The organism is Streptomyces sp. NPDC045431 (genome assembly GCF_040646655.1).
Classification (GTDB): Bacteria; Actinomycetota; Actinomycetes; order Streptomycetales; family Streptomycetaceae; genus Streptomyces.
The window spans coordinates 675,384-692,073 of sequence record NZ_JBEZAQ010000002.1 but is presented as its reverse complement, the minus strand read 5'-3'; the positions used below and the strand labels follow the sequence as shown (position 1 = coordinate 692,073).

Here is a 16,690-nt window from a genome sequence, read left to right as displayed (position 1 = left end):
GAGTGTCCAATGGCTGACACCTATCGAAGCTACGCGGAACTGGCCGCAGCAAAGACCCTCGGCGTCGACTACCGCATCTCCGCACGAGCCGTGGCCGGCGCACGAGGCGCGCACATCGCCATACATGGTGGCGGCATAGAGTCTCCCACCACGCAACTGGCGGACTACTGCGCAGCGACGAGCGGGTCCTCCTACTACTCGTTCCAAGGCGTGATGAGTAGCGGAAACAGCGCGCTGCACATCACCTCAACGCGGTTCGACGAGCCGACCGTCTTCCAGATTCAGCGGGGAGTCGAGTGGACGGTCTCCTGGCACGGGACCAGCGGCAGCGATCAGCTCACCTACATCGGCGGGCTCGACACTGAGTTGGGCGAGGAGATCCGAAGCCGTCTGACGGCGGCTGGATTTCTCGTAGCGGAATCGGTGCCCACGGAGATCGATGGCGACGACCCCCTCAACATCGCCAACCGAAATAGGACCGGCCGAGGCGTCCAACTGGAGCTCAGCCGGGGACTGCGCGAATCGTTCTATGCCGGCGGCAACCTGACGCTGGCCTCCATAGCCGTCGCAGAAAACCGAACCGACGCTTTCTATGCGTTCGCGACGGCGGTCCTCAACGCTGTGGCAGCCACTTGGCCGGAGTCGCGACCACAGACACCCACGGCCATTCATCCCGTGGCCGGCCCGGAAACCGCCTTCAGCACGGCCGGCTATCCGGGGGCCGGAAGCGTCCAGATGCGCATGCCATTCCAACTCGACGCCATGGGCAGGGTGGCCGTCCTCACCGACAGCGACCACATGATGGTGCAGCGAGCACGTGCTGTTGTGGCCACCGTGCCCGGCGAGTATGTCGGTGAACCGGCCTTCGGCTCCGACATCTCCTCCGCATTGTTCCGGCCCAGCGACCCCATCGCCCCGATGATCATCACCGATGCCGTGCGGACGGCCATGACGCGTTGGGAGCCCGACACCGTCGTCACCGCCATCACCCCCGTGGTCCACGATGACCAGGAAGGCATTGTGGACGTCGAGGTGGACGTCGCTCAGGCCAGCACACCAGCAGTGGAAGCCGACCACGTCGAGACCGTGAGCATCCTTCCCGGCGGCCGGGTGGTCGGCGGCTCCCTCTAACGCTTCAACCTATGATCCTCATAAACTGATCTCCATACGGTGCACGAATTGGGAACCATCCTGTCCCATTTCAGGAGTAACGCACCGTGGCGGATCTAACTTCGAGTTCACCGGCTATCGACTACACCTCGAAAGACTTCGAGGGGTTCCGGCAGGCAATGCTTGCGCATGCCGCCCGCGTATACCCGGAGTGGTCCGGGCGGAATACGGCAGACTTCGGTGTCCTGCTCGTAAACCTGTTCGCGTACATGGGTGACATTCTCAGCTACTACCAGGACGCCGCCGCGCGAGAGGCATTCCTGGAGACGGCCACGCTCCGGTCCAGCGTCCTCGCCCACGCAGCGACGCTCGGTTACAGCCCGGCGTCGGCGGCCCCGTCGACCGGGACCGTCACCTTTCTCACGGAGACCAGTCAGCCCACGGACGTGATCCTGCCGGCCGGGACCCAGGTCACCACCGCCTTCATCCCGGCGATCGACGCGCCCCTCACCTTCGAACTGGATGAGGACGTCACGGTGCCGGCACGAGGCGGCAGCATCACCGCGCGCGTCACCGAGGGGGCCGCGGCCGGGACGCAGCCACTGACCCTGAACACCGGCACAGGGACGGAGACGATCGTCTTCGTCGACAGCCTCGGCACCTCCAGCGGCACCGAGAACCAGTCGTTCACTCTGCCGTCCTCTCCGGCCCTGGTGGACAGCGTCCGCATCTTCGTGGGAGCCGACGCCCCAGTGGAGTGGCATGCGACAAGCGACATGCTCACCGCATCTCCCACCGACCAGGTCTTCACGCTCACCGTGTCTGACAGCGGCACCGTCACCGTCGCCTTCGGCGACGGCACCCTCGGCGCCATACCCAGCCTGGACCTGCCTATCTACGCCTCGTACCGCGTCGGAGGGGGCGAGCGCGGGAACATCGGCGCCAACCAGGTAATCGACATCTCCCAAGGAGTAGCCGGCGTGTTCATCGCCAGCTCCTCCGCCATGACCGGTGGCCGGGAAATCGAGAGCACCGAATCCATCCGTGCCAACGCACCCAAGGCCTACCGCACCCAGGACCGCGCGGTCACTCTGAGGGACTTCGAGGACCTGGCGCTCGCCGTACCCGGCAACGCCAAGGCCAAGGCCACCGGCAACCACCACTCGTCCATCACCATCAGCATCATCGGCGCCGACAACGCCACCCCGTCCGAAGACCAGATCACCGCCACCGTTCGCTACATCCAGGACCGCACCCTGACGGGCGTATACGTCCACGTCGCTCCCGGCACGCTTGTCGGCGTCAACCTCGGCAACTCAGCATCCCCGGTCGTGCTCGGCATCTATCCGAATTTCCGGGCCTCGGAAGTCGTACTGTCCGCTCAGAAGGCTATCCAGGACCTCCTCTCCAGCCAGCGCAGCAGTTTCGGTCAGCGGATCCCGGCCTCCCGCATCTACGCGCTCTTCGACGCCATCCCTGGCGTGGAGTACGTGACCATCCCGCTCCTTGCCCGTGCAGACGGGCCGCAGAACGGCACCCAGGACATCATCTGCCGCGACTGGGAGATCCCTGTGGCCGGCCAGATCTTCATCACCGCTGACGGCGGCCAGTAAGGACTCCAGATGACCAAGGTCTACCCCAACGCAATCCGCAACTTCCCGACGCACAAGGATGGCCGGGACTTCGTCCTCGCTGCGGATGTGAACGAGATCCAGGACGAGTTGACGGGCGTGGAGACGGTACTCGGCACCAAGCCCCAGATCTATACGAATGCAGCAGGCAAGAAGTCCGAGTACAAGGACGTCGTTACCCGGCTCGACGCCATGCAGCGCTACGACGACGAGGTAGCCGAAACAGTCAACGCCCTCGTCGACGCCAGCCAGACCGGCTGGAACCTGCCGGTGGGCACGGTCCGCTCCACTGGCAGCACCATCCGGCCGACCGTACACAACCTGAGCATCCAGGAGTCCGACTGGCAGCCGGTCCTGTGGAACCGCAGGATCACCGACATGCCTCACCCCGTCCGGATCTTCCCGTGGCACACCAGCCCCACCATCACCTGCCCCAAGACAGGCTGGTGGATCATCACCATGCGGGTGCTCTCCTCCATCCCTTCCGGCCCCACCAGCCTGGACCACATGTGCTTCGCCCGCATGTACCTGTCCGACCATGACACCGATGTGGCCACAGGCGCCTCCACCAACCCCCGCGGCACCCGCGGCTGGCACCGCGCTGATCTCACTTACGCCGGCGAATGGTTCGCGGGGGAGCGGCTCCAGCTCCAGATCCGCCACATGGACTCCATGAAGGTGAACAACCGCGCGAAGCACCCCAACCCCGTCGGCAACATCACCTCGTACGCCTGGTGCGGACTGACCTACATCCGCGCCCTCCCCAACGCGTTCACCAGCCGACCGATCGAGGACGTCGACCCGGCACTGCCGGCCTGAGCACGGCCCACCCCCAGGAGACCCACCTATGGCCGTGTACGGCTACGACTACTACGGCAAGTCGCTGTACGGAGCGGAAACCGCAGTCCAGTACAGCGTCGAGCCCGTCACCGCGACCTCCATCGCACCCGGCCACATCCAGCTCAGTTGGGGCGCCGCCACGCAAAACGCATGGAGCACGATGCGGCTCGTCCGCAACCCCTTCGGAGTTCCCGCGCACGGCGACGACGGCACGGTCCTAGCCGAGATCCCACAAAGCGCCCCTGGCAGAACCTGGGATGACATTGGCCTCCCGAAGGGCCGGATCTTCTACTACGGACTTTTCCTCGGGGTCAGCACCTGGTCGAGCACGACCGCTTACCAGTCCGGCGACGTCGTCGCTCACAACGGCATCAACTATGGAGCCGTCGCCGCCAGCACCGGCACCACACCGGGCAGCAACTCCAGCTACTGGCAGCCGACCACTGCCAGCGAACCGTGGATCCGAGCCGGCTCGGCTGCTGGCCTGTCCGTAGCTGACCACGGCTACGCCATGCGCCTGTACCAGTCGATTCCCAGGCCCTACCGACTGGACACGACCGAAGTCACCGGCTACGAGGACGGAGTCACCAACCCCGACCTCTACAAGTTCCTGACGATCTTCGGGCACCAACTCGACACCCTCGCCACCCAGGCCGACATCCTGCGGGATCTCCGCCACATCGACACGGCGCCGAACTACGCCGTCACGAGCCTGGCCCACCAGTTCGGTGTCCTCACCGAAGTGAGCGACGAGCCCATCCGCCGCCGGGTACACGCCACGAAGGCAGTCAAGCTGGCCAGGAACCGGGGCACCGACGCTGGCCTCGCCAACCTCATCAACACCCTGACCGGTTGGGACGTCGAGGTTGAAGGCAGTACCAACCTGATGCTCAACCAGGACCAGGCCAACTGGGCGAGCCCCAACTACCCCGCCTGGGACAAAGACGTCACCTACCTCGGCGGAGAAGTCGTCAACCACAACGGTGCCCTCTGGACTGCGACCAAGTCCGTCAGCGCCATCACGCGCGCCGACACCATGACCGTCACCGCCAGTTCCGGCACCGTCACCAAGAACCCGCCCGCCTCCGGGGACACTGGACCAACGCCGATGGTCTACAACACCACCCCCTACATGATCTTGAGCGGACCGGTCAACAGCTACGTGACGGTCTCTTTCACCGTGGCGGCATCAGGCACCTACGACCTTTCCGTCAGCGCAGCAGACGGAACCGCCTACGGCATCACCACGTACTCCATCGACGGTGTACAGAGCAGCATCGGCAAGGTCGACCACTACATCCCGCCCATGCGCACCATCCCCATGACGCGCTCCTCCACCCGCTACCTCGGCCGATACACGATGACAGCCGGCACCCACACCTTCACGATGAAGGTCGTCGGCAAGAACGCCGCAGCCACTGATTACAAGGCTGGCCTGTACCGCCTGTCCGTCACCGGCACGGCCGACCCCTCGCGCGGTCAGGAACCTGTGAACGGCAGCGGATGGTGGACAAAGGTCACGGCCGCCACCGGCATCGACGTCACCAGCAGACTGACGAACCCCATCACCCGAGGCCCCTCCACATGGAGCCTGCGCAACATGACGACCGGCTCGTACCCTGCCGGACTCAGCGTTTGCGCAGGCATCGCCGCTGTCACGGGCACCGACACCAACAACAACGCCGGCACGGTCACGAACACAGGAGGGACGACTGCAAACCTCGGCGTCCGTTCGGTCGGCACCCCCACAGCCCCGGCCTGGTCGTCCACCACCACGTACGTGCTCGACAACCTCGTGCGCGACACCAACGGAACTGTCTGGCGGGCGCTCGCGGCCAGCCGAGGCGTTACCCCTGGCACGGACCGCGATGTGTGGGAGGTGGCCGACATTCAGGGGAGTGACCCACTGCCGCTTGCCGCCATGGTCCGCCAGTGGGGGGCTCCACTGAACAGGACACCGCAGTGGAGCCCTCAGGTCGAGTACGCAGCCGGCGACCGGGTAGCACACAACAACTTCGCTTACACCGCGAGGACTACGTCACGAAATCGTGAGCCGGACGGAGACGCCGCGGACAACACCTACTGGAAGTTCGACGGCCCGGCACAGCGGTCGTGGACTGCCTCCGCGTACACCAAGCTCCTGTCGGGAACGACCAGCACCGTTGCGAAGCTCTTCCTCGACTGGTATGACCCGCAGGGAAATCTCATCACCACCGTGACAGGTGCAAGTCCGTCGGGATTCTTCCAACGATTCGATGAACCGACCACGACCTTGAGCGGAGACCGTAACTTCTCGACGGACTGGATGTGGGACACCGGCAACGGTGCCTGGTCGACGAGCGGCACCTGGGTCGTCTCCAACGGCGTTCTCTCCCCGATCACGCCCAGCACCACGCCATACACCCGGTGGGCACTGAACACCATTCCGTGGGGGCTCCCGATCGGAGACCTGCGTTTCTACATCACGTTCATGACCCGTCCCCGCCTGGGTGCGGGGGCGGAGCAAGGGATCGTCTTCCGCTCCGACAGCACCGCCGCCAACTTCTGGATGGCCTCGCGCACGCGGCTGACCAAGAACGTCAACGGAGTCGTCACCGTGATGGCCACCTGGCCGGAGATTCCGGATGGCGGGCGTATCTACGTCCACCACGCCGCGGGCCTCATTGAGGTCTACCGGTATGTCGGTCCCGGCATCGCCCCCGTCAAAATCGCCTCGGTTGCCCAGGCCACACCGGATGGTGGCGGCTTCGGTCTCATGGAACGGAGCCTGTGATGGCGACTCTGCTGATCTCCAGCCAGCCGGCACAGGCCGCCGCTTCCACGCACGGCAGCGACCCCCTCATCCAGTACCCGATCACCATCGGTGGCAGCGCGACCAGCACCTCCAGCGGCAACGCGGTCATCACAACGCTGCGCCCGGCCGGCGGGTTCGCGGACCTGGGCGTTGCCGCGGTCACTGTTGCGGACCCGGCCATCTCCTACGTTGCCGGGTCGGAAACTCCCAATACCCTGAACTCGACCTGGCAGCGCATGAGCCTCACTGCCACGGCGCCGATCGATTACGAGCGCGGGGAAGCCGGAAAGCTGTGGAACGGCGCCGCGTACGCGAGTGTCGGACTGCGCTGGGACGGTTTGCCGGCCAGCAGCACCGTGGCGTTCGATCGGGTCCAATTCGCCAGGACGGCCTCAGGCAATTTGCTTGGGCGCTCGGCTGCCTTCCACGACGACCACATGTGCTACGAGTCCGGAGCCGGCACAATCACCACCCGCACTCGTGAGCGGGCGATGGTGGGCGAGTACAGCGCCAAATGTGTCCTCTCCTACATACCCGGAGGTGCCGACGGCTGGCAACTGGTACCACACACCGATGCTCTGGCCTCCCTGAAGGCCGGCGGGGGCCGCGTCACCGGCCGGGTGTCGGTGTCCACCGACGTCCCTCGGCGCTGGCGTGTCCGCATCCGCGGGTACGACTCGAACTACAGCCTGGTCTACGACGGGCTCTCCTCGGCGCCGGACAACACCTCGCAGGCCAACGGTGTGTGGTCCACGGCTCAGTTCAGCGCCACGATGCCGAGTACCGCCCGATACGCGGCTGTCGCGCCATACGTGTACTTCGACAGTGCCACCCCGCAGCCGGGCTGGTACTTCTACTCCGACGCCCATTACGTGTCCTACGACAGCTCTGACCCGAATTTCCGTGTTCCGGAGTGGCGGGCGCCGCGAAATCTAACCATTCGTGTCAAGCCTAAGCGGGTCAATCTCGTGAACAATCCTGGCCTCAACACGGCGAGCTCGGGATGGGGCTACTTCGGGGCTTCCGGAGTGTCGGGGCAGCTAACCTGGGACAGCTCCACTGGAAGAGGGAAAGCGGGGTCTCTCAAGTTCCATCTCGCCAATGGCAACAGCCCCACTGTCTCGATAGTTGGGATCGCCGCCGCATCCGGGGTCAACCCCGGCACCAAGGGTGGTGACATGTTGCGGACAGGGGTTCCGCACACCATTTCGGCCTGGGTGAAGGTACCTACTGGCTACCCGCCAGTGAGTGCGGCTGCCTGGGACCCGCTTGCTGCGGTGTACAGGTTCGGCCCGGATTCCAACTGGATCAAGGCCAACCGCCCTGAGCTGGTCCAAGGCGAGTGGGTCCGCGTCTACTACACGTGGACCCCGCCAGCGACCAGTACCCGCCAGTTCTACGGCGGAGTCCTTGTGCCCGCGGCCACTTATACAGCCAGCAGTAATGGGCTCTCTTTCTGGATGGACGATGTCCTTCTGGAGGAAACAGACGAATTGCGCGACTACTTCGATGGGTCGGACATCTCCGCAGATTATCTGTGGCAGGGCACCTCAAACATGTCGAAGAGTCTCTATTTCCCCGGAAGGGCAAGGCACGCGCAACGACTTACTGAAATTCTCCGGGACAATGTGCCGTGGGGAACAACATTCGATCTCGTCTTCTCCTAGGAATCCCGGAGTGTCAATGGACAAGGTAAGCATTGTCAACCTACTGGTCGGCGCCGTCCTTCCGCTGCTCGTGGCCTTCGTCTCGAAGGAGACCTGGGCCGGCTGGGTCAAGGGCCTACTGCTCGCGGCGCTCTCCGCAGCCGGCGGTCTGGGGGCGGAGTACGTCTCCAACCCGGACGCCTTCAGTCTGAACGTCGCCGGCTGGAGCGCTGCCTCCGCCTTCGTCCTCGGTGTCGCCGCCCACTACGGCATCTACAAGGGCACGACCGTCCAGGAGCTGCTCGCCAAGGCCCTGTACAAGGCTCCGGCCCCGGCAGGCATGTCCGGCTGATTGTGCGGCATTCGAGGCTCGGCCCGTCCCTGTGGGGACGGGCCTTCGTTTTGTTGGTCAACTTGTTGCACAACTTGTACGTTAAGATGTTCCACAAGTCATGATCTCTGGCGCGTCCCGTCAGGACGACGCGGCGTGCCCGTACAAGGAGCACATTTGGCCATCCACATCGCAGTCGCCGGGGCCGGTCTGGTCGACAAGAGCACCGTCACGGAACTCCTCGACGACTGGCTCGGCATCGACGCCAACGGCAAGCCCACCACCGACGAAGAGGTCCTCCTCGTCCTCCCGGCCGCCGCGGAACACGTCACCCCCGCCATCAAGGCCGTCTACAACTGGTCTGGTGAAGTCGACCCCGAGATCCCATACACCGCGGTCGTGGGCCAGACCCTCGACAAGGCGTCCAAGGTCATTCGCGACAACGCTGAATCGGCAGTCGCCGCACGGGACGAGGAGCTCTACACCGTCCTCGGGCGCACGCTCGCCGAGCGCTTCACCGGCGACCGTTACCTGCTCGTGGCTGGCGACGAGGGCGACGACGAACTGCGGGACCTGGTCGAGTACGCCCACGAAGAGGACATCACCGTCCTCGACCTGCGCGACGCCCTGAAGCAGATCAACCCGCCCGAGCCCGAGGCGGCCGACGAAGACGGGGGCGCCGAGGAAGAGCCCGAGTCCGACGAGGAGCCGTGCAAGGGTGGCACTCAGACCCTCGTCCCGCTCCCCGAGCAGCCGCCGGCCGACGAGCCGGAGGGGACGCTGGAGGACGAGGTCGCCGCCGCCCACCGCGAGACCGTCACCATCGAGCGCCACGAGCGACCGAACGAGGACGTGATCGAAGTCCTGGAAGCGGTCGTCAGGCACCTGCGACTCGTCGACGAGTCGAACGCGGCTGCCAACCTCGCCGAGATCCGCTACCGCCCCATCACTGCGCTGGCCATGAAGGGTCTGGACAAGGCCAAGGAGCGCGCCGTGCAGGCGGCCGAGCCCGTCAATGTGGCCGAGGCAGAGGAGCAGCCGGCGAAGCGGGGCACCGGCAGGGTCCGCAAGGAGTGGCTCAACCCCAAGACGGAGAAGTGGGAGCCCCTGCGAGGCCGGCCGCGCAAGGGAGTCGAAATCCGCGAGGTCGCTGCCTGACACAGCACACCAGCGGGGCGGTCACAAGCCGCCCCGCTTTCCCACGCCCCCGCTTCCCGAGGTGACCCTATGAGCCACGAGGACTTCCCCACCGGCACGCTCCAGGGCTGGGCCAACGCGCCCGTCAGCGTCCCGCGCGAAATCGCCACCGATCACCGCCTCACCACCGGAGCCCGAGGCCTGTACCTGTACCTGCTGACCCGCGAAGAGGGCGCCGAAATGACGCCAGCGGCCCTCGCCTCAGAACTGCCCGACAGCCTGCCGAAGATCAACGGCTGGTGGGTCGAGCTGCGCTCTGCCGGCCTCATCACCGCTGCGGGTGGCCAGTGACCGACGAACCCCAGGACCGCCTCCAGGCGCACGAGCTGTGGGTCCAGACCCCGCACGTCTTCATCCTCGACCACAGGATTTCCGACGCCGCCTTCCGGCTCGGCTGCCTCCTGGCCAAGTACGCCGGCCGCAACGGCTGCGCCTTCCCCAAGCAGAAGACCCTGGCCAAGGACCTCGGCTGGTCCCTGCGCACCGTCTCCCGCCGGGTCGCCGAACTGTGCGACAGCGGCTGGCTACGCTCCGAGCGGCGCTACCCCGGAGGCCCCTGCAACTACTACCTGGCCACGCCCGAGGAGATGGGTTACGCCAAATCTGGCGTAGGGGTCACGACAGAAGTGGCGCAACAAGAAGGAGATTCAAAGAATCTCCTTCCTTCGGAAGGGCCGCACGCTACGCGCACGGCGCCCCGGAGGGCCTCCCGGCGAGCCGAGGAGCAGCGGCGGGCGGCCGAGGAGGATGCCTACGACCCGGCCAAGGCCATGGGCCTGTGGGACGACGAGAAGGTCTCCCAGGAGGACGGCGAGCAGCCCCGTGGCGGCTGGGGAGCCGGCAGGCGTGAAACCGCCTCCAGTAGCCGCCGGCCGGGCCCTGACACCGGTCCTGGGCTGGCCCGGCACTGGCGGGAGACCGTCGGGGCGCAGCCGTGGGCGTTCGGCCTGGAGAGCAACGTCCGTGCCCTCGCCAGTCACTTCGTGAAGCTCAAGCAGGCCGGTCTGACGCCGGACGAGCTGCGGGAAATGAGCGCGCTGTACGCGACCACGGAGGGCCTTCGGAACCCCCGCGCGCTCGCATGGCAGGACTTCATTGGCAAGCGGGCGCTGCTGATCGATGCGGTCCGCAAGGGGCGCGAAGCGAAGGCGGCCAAGGAGCGCCCGGACGAGGTCTACGACGGCTGGGAGGGGCCCGAGCAGGTCCAGCCGGCTACCGACTGGACCTGGTGACTCTCAACTTGTTGCTTAAGTTGTTCCACAACTTGTGGTTCAATGAGGTCTCCGAGCGATCAAGGAGGGGACCGTGCAGACCGCCGAGGCACAGACCAGGGACGAGAGCCTGGTCTGGCGCACCGCCCGCATCCCGGTGAAGCACTGGGGCCGCGGCATCGAGGACATCGATCAGATGCACCCCGAAGTTCAGCGGACCGTTGAGCACTTCATTGCCACCTGGCGCCAGCGCTACGTCCCGCTGGACGCGACGATGGCCCAGCTCCCCGAGGACCGCAGCCTCGTCGGCAAGGGCCTGCTGCTCTTCGGCAACGCCGGCACGGGCAAGACGACGACAGCGTCTGCCGTCGCGACCACCATTCGGCGCCGGTTCGGAGCGGTCGTCTTCTTCGTCCCCTTCGCCGACTACGTTCAGGCCCTGATCGACCACCGCAACTGGCGGGACCTCTACCAGGCCACGGGAGACGAGTTCGCCCGCGAGAAGTTCATGGCACTCCAGAAGCTCCTGGACAAGGTGCTGACCTGCCCCCTGGTCGTCCTGGACGACATGGGCAAGGAGCACCACACCAGCTCCGGATTCGCCGCAGACGTCTTCGACGCCCTCATCCGCGGCCGACACCGCAACGGCCGCCCAACCATCCTGACCAGCAACAACAAGCCGGGGGACTGGGACAAGACCTACAACCTCTCCATGCAGTCTTTCCTCACGGAAGCCTGCGAGGTCGTCCCCATGGCCGGGAGGGACCACCGCCGTGGCGCATAAGCACGTCGTCATGTTCAGCAGCGGAGCTGGCTCCTGGGCAGCGGCGCGGCGCGTAGTCGAGCAGCACGGGAACGAGAACCTCTACCTCGTCTTCTCCGACGTCAAGGGAGACAACCCCAGCCCCCACGCCGGCGAGGACAAGGACAACTACCGCTTCCTACGCCAGGCGGCCTGGGACCTCGGCGGCCAACTGGTGTGGCTGAACGAGGGACGCGACATCTGGCAGGTCTTCCGGGACGACCGCTTCCTGGGCAACACCCGACTCGCCAACTGCTCCAAGTTCCTCAAGCAGAGACCGGCGCGCGAGTGGCTGGAGTCCAACTGCGACCCGACAGAGACGACCGTCTACGTCGGCATCGACTGGAGCGAGGCACATCGCCTGCCGGCCATCGAACGGTCCTACCAGCCCTACAAAGCCGTCGCCCCGCTCTGCGAGCCGCCCTACCTCGACAAGGAAGAGATTCTGGAGCAGCTCCGGGAGCGCGGTATCAAGCCGCCCCGCCTCTACGACATGGCCTTCGCCCACGCCAACTGCGGCGGCTTCTGCGTTCGTTCAGGCCATGCCCAGTTCAAGAACCTGCTGAAGGTCATGCCCGAGCGCTACGCCTACCACGAGCAGCAGGAGCATGACCTACGCAACTACCTCGGCAAGGACGTCGCCATCCTCCGGGACCGACGTGGCGGGACCACCAAGCCCATGACGCTGAGGGACTTCCGCGAGCGCGTCGAGTCCGAGCAGATCAACGTCGACCCGTACGACATCGGCGGCTGCGGCTGCTTCGTCGAGGAAGAGAACGCCGCGTGACCCACGCCTGCACCTACGAGCACAGCTTCGAACTGCCGGCCTGGCTGCCGCGCCACCAGATCCGACGCATCGAGCGCTCCGGCCTCACGGTGATCCTCGCCCAGATGCGCGCGGACGGCGTCGAGCCCGACTGGAGCACCTTCCGCCTCCACGTCGAGTGGCCCCGGCGCACCGGCAAGACCGTCCTGATCAACACCATCATCGCGGCCCTGAAGGGGGGAAACGAGTGACGACGACCCTGTCGCACGAGCACAAGCTGCTCTGCAAGGTCATCCAGACCGGGGACATCTCGACGGTTCTCAACGCCAAGATCAAGCCGAGGCACATCACCAACGGCGAGATCCGGCGGGTGTTCGAGGACATGATCGCCTACAACGCCGAGTACGGCGTGGCGCCCACCCTCGACGCCGTCCGCGCCGACCACCCGACCTTCGAGGTCGCCCAGGTCGACGAGCCACTCGACTACCTCATCGACCGCATCCGCGACCGGCGTCGCACCGCGCTGACCGAGCGGGGCTTGAACGCGGCCGTCGAAGCGCTGGTCTCCCAGGGCGACACCGACCACGCCCTCGACATCGTCCGCGCCCTCATCAGCAAGGTCGCCGAAGACACCCCGGTCGGCCAGGACTTCAACTGGGCCCGCACGGTCGACGACCGACTCGCCACCTACCGCTCCTACGCTGAGCGGGAGGAAGGCGAGCTGATAGGCCTTCCGACCGGCTTCCCCTCGCTCGACAAGCTCACGCTCGGCCTCCAGGCAGGCCAGATGGTCACCCTCACCGGTCTGGAGAAGTCCAACAAGACGACGACCCTTCTGGCCATCACCCGTGCCATGCACGCCGTCGGAGCACGCCCGCTGCTCTTCTCCTTCGAGATGTCCGCCATGGAGATCTCCGAGCGCCTGGACGCCTTCCTCGCCGGCATCAGCCAGCGCAAGCTCCGAGCCGGCGAACTCAACGAGCTGGAGTGGAAGCGGCTGGAGAAGGCCATGCGGAAGCTCGACGGGATGGGCGACTACATCATTGCCGAGGACCCTTCCGCCCGGATGACCCTCGACAACGTCCAGGCCAAGATCGACGAGTACAAGCCCGACGCGGTCATCATCGACGGTGCCTATTTCTTCGTCGACTCGATCTCCGGCGAGCAGCAGACCCCGCTGGCCATGACCAACATCAGCCGCGGCATCAAGCGCATGGCGGCCCGCAATGGCCTCCCCTTCGTCGTCACCACCCAGGCCCTGCGTAGCAAGCTGGGCTCCAACGGCCTGAACTCCGGGTCCATGGGCTACACCTCGGCCTTCGCCCAGGACGCCACCCTTGCACTCGGTGTCGAGCAGACCGACGACCCGATGTTCTACAAGCTCAAGGTCCTGGCCGGCCGCAACGTTCCCAAGGACGAGTGGTTCGTGAAGCTCGACTGGGAGTCCGGCTCCCTGATCGAGCAGGACGGCGACCCCTTCGGAGAGGAGGTGGAAGACGATGTCCCGGCGTACGCGGGCTGGTAACGAGGACCTCTTCGACGCCCCCATCCCCGGCGACGTCCTCTCGGCGCTCGGGAAGCTGGGCATCGAGATCGTGGGGGAAGACTCGGAGAACTGGCGCATCCCCTGCCCGGCACACTTGCGCCGGAAGGGAAGAGAAGACCGGAACCCTTCCTGCTACGTACACAAGGACACCGGACTCTTCTTCTGCTTCTCCTGCGACTTCCGGGGCCCCTTCGTCCGCATCGCCGAGGAGGTCCGCGGGGAGGGCGCCGACGACGCGGCACAGTGGGTGAGCGAGCAAGGCGTCATCGACCGTGCCGTGCGCCTGCTGGCAGGCGAGACGTACGCCAGGAAGCGGGAGACGGAAGAGGTCACCGAGTCGCACCTGGCGCTCTTCACCGAGCCGCCGGCCAAGGCCCTCGCTTCCAAGGGCATCACCGCCGAAGCAGCGCGCCGCTTCGAGATCCTGTGGGACCCCAAGCGGAAGTACTGGATCTTCCCCGTCCGTGACGAGCACGGAAGGCTTCTGGGGTGGCAGGAGAAGGGGAAGGGCCACTTCCTGAACCACCCTGAGGGCATGCAGAAGGGCGACTCGCTCTTCGGCCTCCAGGCCCTCGAAGGGGAGGAAGGCGTCCTCGTCGAGTCGCCCATCGACACCGCCGTCCTGTGGACGGCCGGCATAGCCGGCGGCCTCGCCTCCTACGGCGCCATCCTCACGCCGAAGCAGTTCCGCATCCTCGGCGGTCGGCTCAGCCGACTGGTCGACGCTCACGACAACGACCACGACGGCAAGCGCGAGCGCAGGAAGGTGTTCGACCACTTCCACGGCACCGGACTGCTCGTGCGCTACTTCGACTACGGCGACCTGTCCGTGAAGGACCCCGGCGAGATGACGCCCGAGCAGAATCGGGCCGCGTACGAGAGCGCCTACCACCCCATGATGCGCCGCCTGTCGGCCTTCGGGAGGCGCTGATGTTCACCGGAGTGCTGCATCCCTACCAGGCCGACGACGTCGACCGCATCGTCGAGCGCGGCTCCATGCTCGCCGCGTACGGGATGGGAACCGGCAAGACCGTCATGGCCATCGCCGCGGCCGAGATGCTCATGGACAGCGACAAGCACATCACCTGCATGGTCGTCGTGCCGGCCGCGCTCAAGTGGCAGTGGGCTGAGCGCATCGCCCAGTTCACCGACGTCGACACCAAGCAGAGGAAGGTCGGCAAGGCGCACATCGTTGTGCCGGCCGACCACCACTGCACGGTCATCGACGGGACACCGGAACAGAAGCGGAAGCAGTTCGCCTTCATCCGCGAGCACCAGCCGGACTACATCGTTACCGCCTACGAGAACCTCGTCCACGACTGGACGGAGGTGCGGAAGATCAAGCCCGGCATCGTCGTCGCCGACGAGGCCTCCCTGATCAAGACCTTCAACGCCGAGCGCACCCGGAAGATCAAGCGGATCAAGTCCGGCCACCGCATCGGCCTGACCGGAACGGTGATGGACAACGGCAGCCCGGAGGAGCTGTTCTCCATCTTCCAGTGGGTCGATCCGGAAGTCCTGGGGCCGTGGGAATACTTCGACCCCGCATTCATCGTCCGCAGCAAGGGGAAGGGAAGGACCGGCTTCCCTGTCGCCTACAAGAACCTTCCCCTTCTGCACCAGAAGGTCGCCACGGCGATGGTCCGCAAGACGCGAGAGGACCCTGAGGTCGCGAAGTACATGCCGCAGGTCGAGCGCAGCAGCCGGCTCATCGACCTCGACCGGGACACCGCCAGGGTCTACCGCCGCATCGCCAAGGACACCCTGTTCGAGATGTCCAAGGCGGCGGGCCACGGCTCCGGCAGCATCGACCTGGCCGCGCTCTACTCGGGCAAGGCCAAGCCGACCGAGGACACCGCCCAGGGGCGCGTGATGGGACGGCTCCTGGCCCTCCACATGCTGGTGAACCACCCCGGTCTCATCCGCGACAGCGCCGAGCGCTACCTGGCCGGCAAGGGCGGCAGCAGGTACTGCCTGTCGCTGGTGGAATCCGGGGCCCTCGACGGCCTAGACCACTCGCCCAAGCTGGAGGAACTCACCCGTCTTCTGCGGAAGGAATTGATGCGGGACCCGGAGCTGAAGATCGTGGTCTTCTCGTTCTTCAAGGGCATGCTCAAGTTGGTCGCCGAGGCAATGCCGCAGTACCGGTCGGTGGCCTTCACCGGCGACCACAGCGCACTCAAGAAGGCGGAAGCCAAGGCGCTCTTCTCCTACGAGAAGGATGTCCGGCTCTTCCTGGCGTCCGGTGCCGGTGGGTACGGGCTCGACCTACCGGAAGCCCGCATTCTCATCAACTACGACCAGAGGGACAGCGCGGGCGCCCAGGACCAGCAGGACACGCGCCACGTGCGAGCCTCCAGCCAGCACGACACCGTCCAGATCATCGACTTCATGGCGGCTGGCACCGTCGAAGAGCGACGCAGCCAGCGTCGCCAGTTCAAGACCAGGACCACCTCCGCCATCCTCGACGGCCGCGGGGCCGACGCCGACGGCCGGGTGGTCAACGACGTGGAGAGCCTCAGGGGGAACCTGGAGCGCTCCCTGCGTCAGCTCTCGTCGGCTGCCTGAGCGTCCAGGGCAGCCTGAGCCCGCTGGTACCACTCGGCCGGCACCAGGACAGCCACTTGCTTCCCGTGCCGCGTGATGACCGTGATCTGGTCATCCTCCACCGCGGCGTCGATGTGGTCTCGCAGCCTGTCGCGCGCCTGCTGCACACCAACGGTCTCGATCTTCGCCATGTCGGTAGCGTACCGGCCTGGCAGTTCTGTAAGGTCTGTAAGGTCTGGCAGTTGATCAGCCTCGCAGACGCACGTACA

The 16,690-nt window shown here is 65.9% G+C and carries 16 protein-coding genes; 15 read left to right on the top strand and 1 reads right to left on the bottom strand.

Going from position 1 to position 16,690, the window contains the following annotated elements; translation table 11 throughout:
- Positions 1–9: 9 nt before the first annotated feature.
- The 15 genes from AB0A69_RS07790 to AB0A69_RS07720 all read left to right on the top strand — a co-directional run bounded on the left by AB0A69_RS07790 (position 10) and on the right by AB0A69_RS07720 (position 16,442).
- Positions 10–1,131, top strand: coding sequence for a poly-gamma-glutamate hydrolase family protein (locus tag AB0A69_RS07790; RefSeq protein ID WP_361416487.1), 1,122 nt, complete (start codon positions 10–12; stop codon positions 1,129–1,131).
- An 86-nt stretch (positions 1,132–1,217) separates the two neighbouring features.
- Positions 1,218–2,723, top strand: coding sequence for a baseplate J/gp47 family protein (locus tag AB0A69_RS07785; protein ID WP_361416483.1), 1,506 nt, complete (start codon positions 1,218–1,220; stop codon positions 2,721–2,723).
- Between the two features lie 9 nt (positions 2,724–2,732).
- Positions 2,733–3,560: a hypothetical protein gene (locus tag AB0A69_RS07780; protein WP_361416480.1), complete on the top strand. Its 828-nt coding sequence runs from the start codon at positions 2,733–2,735 to the stop codon at positions 3,558–3,560.
- 28 nt (positions 3,561–3,588) lie between these two features.
- Positions 3,589–6,354: a phage tail protein gene (locus AB0A69_RS07775; protein ID WP_361416477.1), complete on the top strand. Its 2,766-nt coding sequence runs from the start codon at positions 3,589–3,591 to the stop codon at positions 6,352–6,354.
- Positions 6,354–8,042 (top strand): hypothetical protein, encoded by a 1,689-nt coding sequence (locus AB0A69_RS07770; protein WP_361416474.1) that lies wholly within the window; start codon positions 6,354–6,356, stop codon positions 8,040–8,042. Before AB0A69_RS07775 ends, AB0A69_RS07770 begins: the two co-directional genes overlap by 1 nt.
- A gap of 16 nt (positions 8,043–8,058) precedes the next feature.
- Positions 8,059–8,373 (top strand): hypothetical protein, encoded by a 315-nt coding sequence (locus AB0A69_RS07765; RefSeq protein WP_361416471.1) that lies wholly within the window; start codon positions 8,059–8,061, stop codon positions 8,371–8,373.
- Between the two features lie 156 nt (positions 8,374–8,529).
- Positions 8,530–9,510 carry a hypothetical protein gene (locus AB0A69_RS07760; RefSeq protein ID WP_361416468.1) on the top strand — a complete coding sequence of 327 codons (981 nt, stop codon included), beginning with the start codon at positions 8,530–8,532 and terminating at the stop codon, positions 9,508–9,510.
- A 69-nt stretch (positions 9,511–9,579) separates the two neighbouring features.
- Positions 9,580–9,840, top strand: a complete 261-nt coding sequence (locus AB0A69_RS07755) for a hypothetical protein (protein ID WP_361416465.1) — start codon at positions 9,580–9,582, stop codon at positions 9,838–9,840.
- A complete protein-coding gene (locus AB0A69_RS07750) occupies positions 9,837–10,781 on the top strand; it encodes a helix-turn-helix domain-containing protein (RefSeq protein ID WP_361416462.1) in 945 nt (314 codons plus the stop codon). The genes AB0A69_RS07755 and AB0A69_RS07750 overlap by 4 nt, the downstream gene beginning before the upstream one ends.
- A gap of 73 nt (positions 10,782–10,854) precedes the next feature.
- The gene (locus tag AB0A69_RS07745; protein ID WP_361416459.1) at positions 10,855–11,544 is read left to right on the top strand and encodes an ATP-binding protein; all 690 of its coding nucleotides are present in this window, start codon (positions 10,855–10,857) and stop codon (positions 11,542–11,544) included.
- Positions 11,534–12,349 carry a hypothetical protein gene (locus tag AB0A69_RS07740; protein ID WP_361416456.1) on the top strand — a complete coding sequence of 272 codons (816 nt, stop codon included), beginning with the start codon at positions 11,534–11,536 and terminating at the stop codon, positions 12,347–12,349. Before AB0A69_RS07745 ends, AB0A69_RS07740 begins: the two co-directional genes overlap by 11 nt.
- Positions 12,346–12,579 (top strand): hypothetical protein, encoded by a 234-nt coding sequence (locus AB0A69_RS07735; RefSeq protein WP_361416453.1) that lies wholly within the window; start codon positions 12,346–12,348, stop codon positions 12,577–12,579. Before AB0A69_RS07740 ends, AB0A69_RS07735 begins: the two co-directional genes overlap by 4 nt.
- Complete coding sequence (locus tag AB0A69_RS07730; RefSeq protein WP_361416450.1) at positions 12,576–13,853, top strand: DnaB-like helicase C-terminal domain-containing protein; 1,278 nt, start codon at positions 12,576–12,578, stop codon at positions 13,851–13,853. The genes AB0A69_RS07735 and AB0A69_RS07730 overlap by 4 nt, the downstream gene beginning before the upstream one ends.
- On the top strand, positions 13,828–14,805 hold the full coding sequence (locus tag AB0A69_RS07725) for a toprim domain-containing protein (protein ID WP_361416447.1): 978 nt from the start codon (positions 13,828–13,830) through the stop codon (positions 14,803–14,805). The genes AB0A69_RS07730 and AB0A69_RS07725 overlap by 26 nt, the downstream gene beginning before the upstream one ends.
- Positions 14,805–16,442: a DEAD/DEAH box helicase gene (locus AB0A69_RS07720; RefSeq protein ID WP_361416444.1), complete on the top strand. Its 1,638-nt coding sequence runs from the start codon at positions 14,805–14,807 to the stop codon at positions 16,440–16,442. Before AB0A69_RS07725 ends, AB0A69_RS07720 begins: the two co-directional genes overlap by 1 nt.
- On the opposite strand, the gene AB0A69_RS07715 is transcribed toward AB0A69_RS07720, so the two are convergent.
- Positions 16,421–16,612, bottom strand: coding sequence for a type II toxin-antitoxin system Phd/YefM family antitoxin (locus tag AB0A69_RS07715; RefSeq protein ID WP_361416441.1), 192 nt, complete (start codon positions 16,610–16,612; stop codon positions 16,421–16,423). The two genes, AB0A69_RS07720 and AB0A69_RS07715, sit on opposite strands and share 22 nt — an antisense overlap.
- Positions 16,613–16,690: the final 78 nt, after the last annotated feature.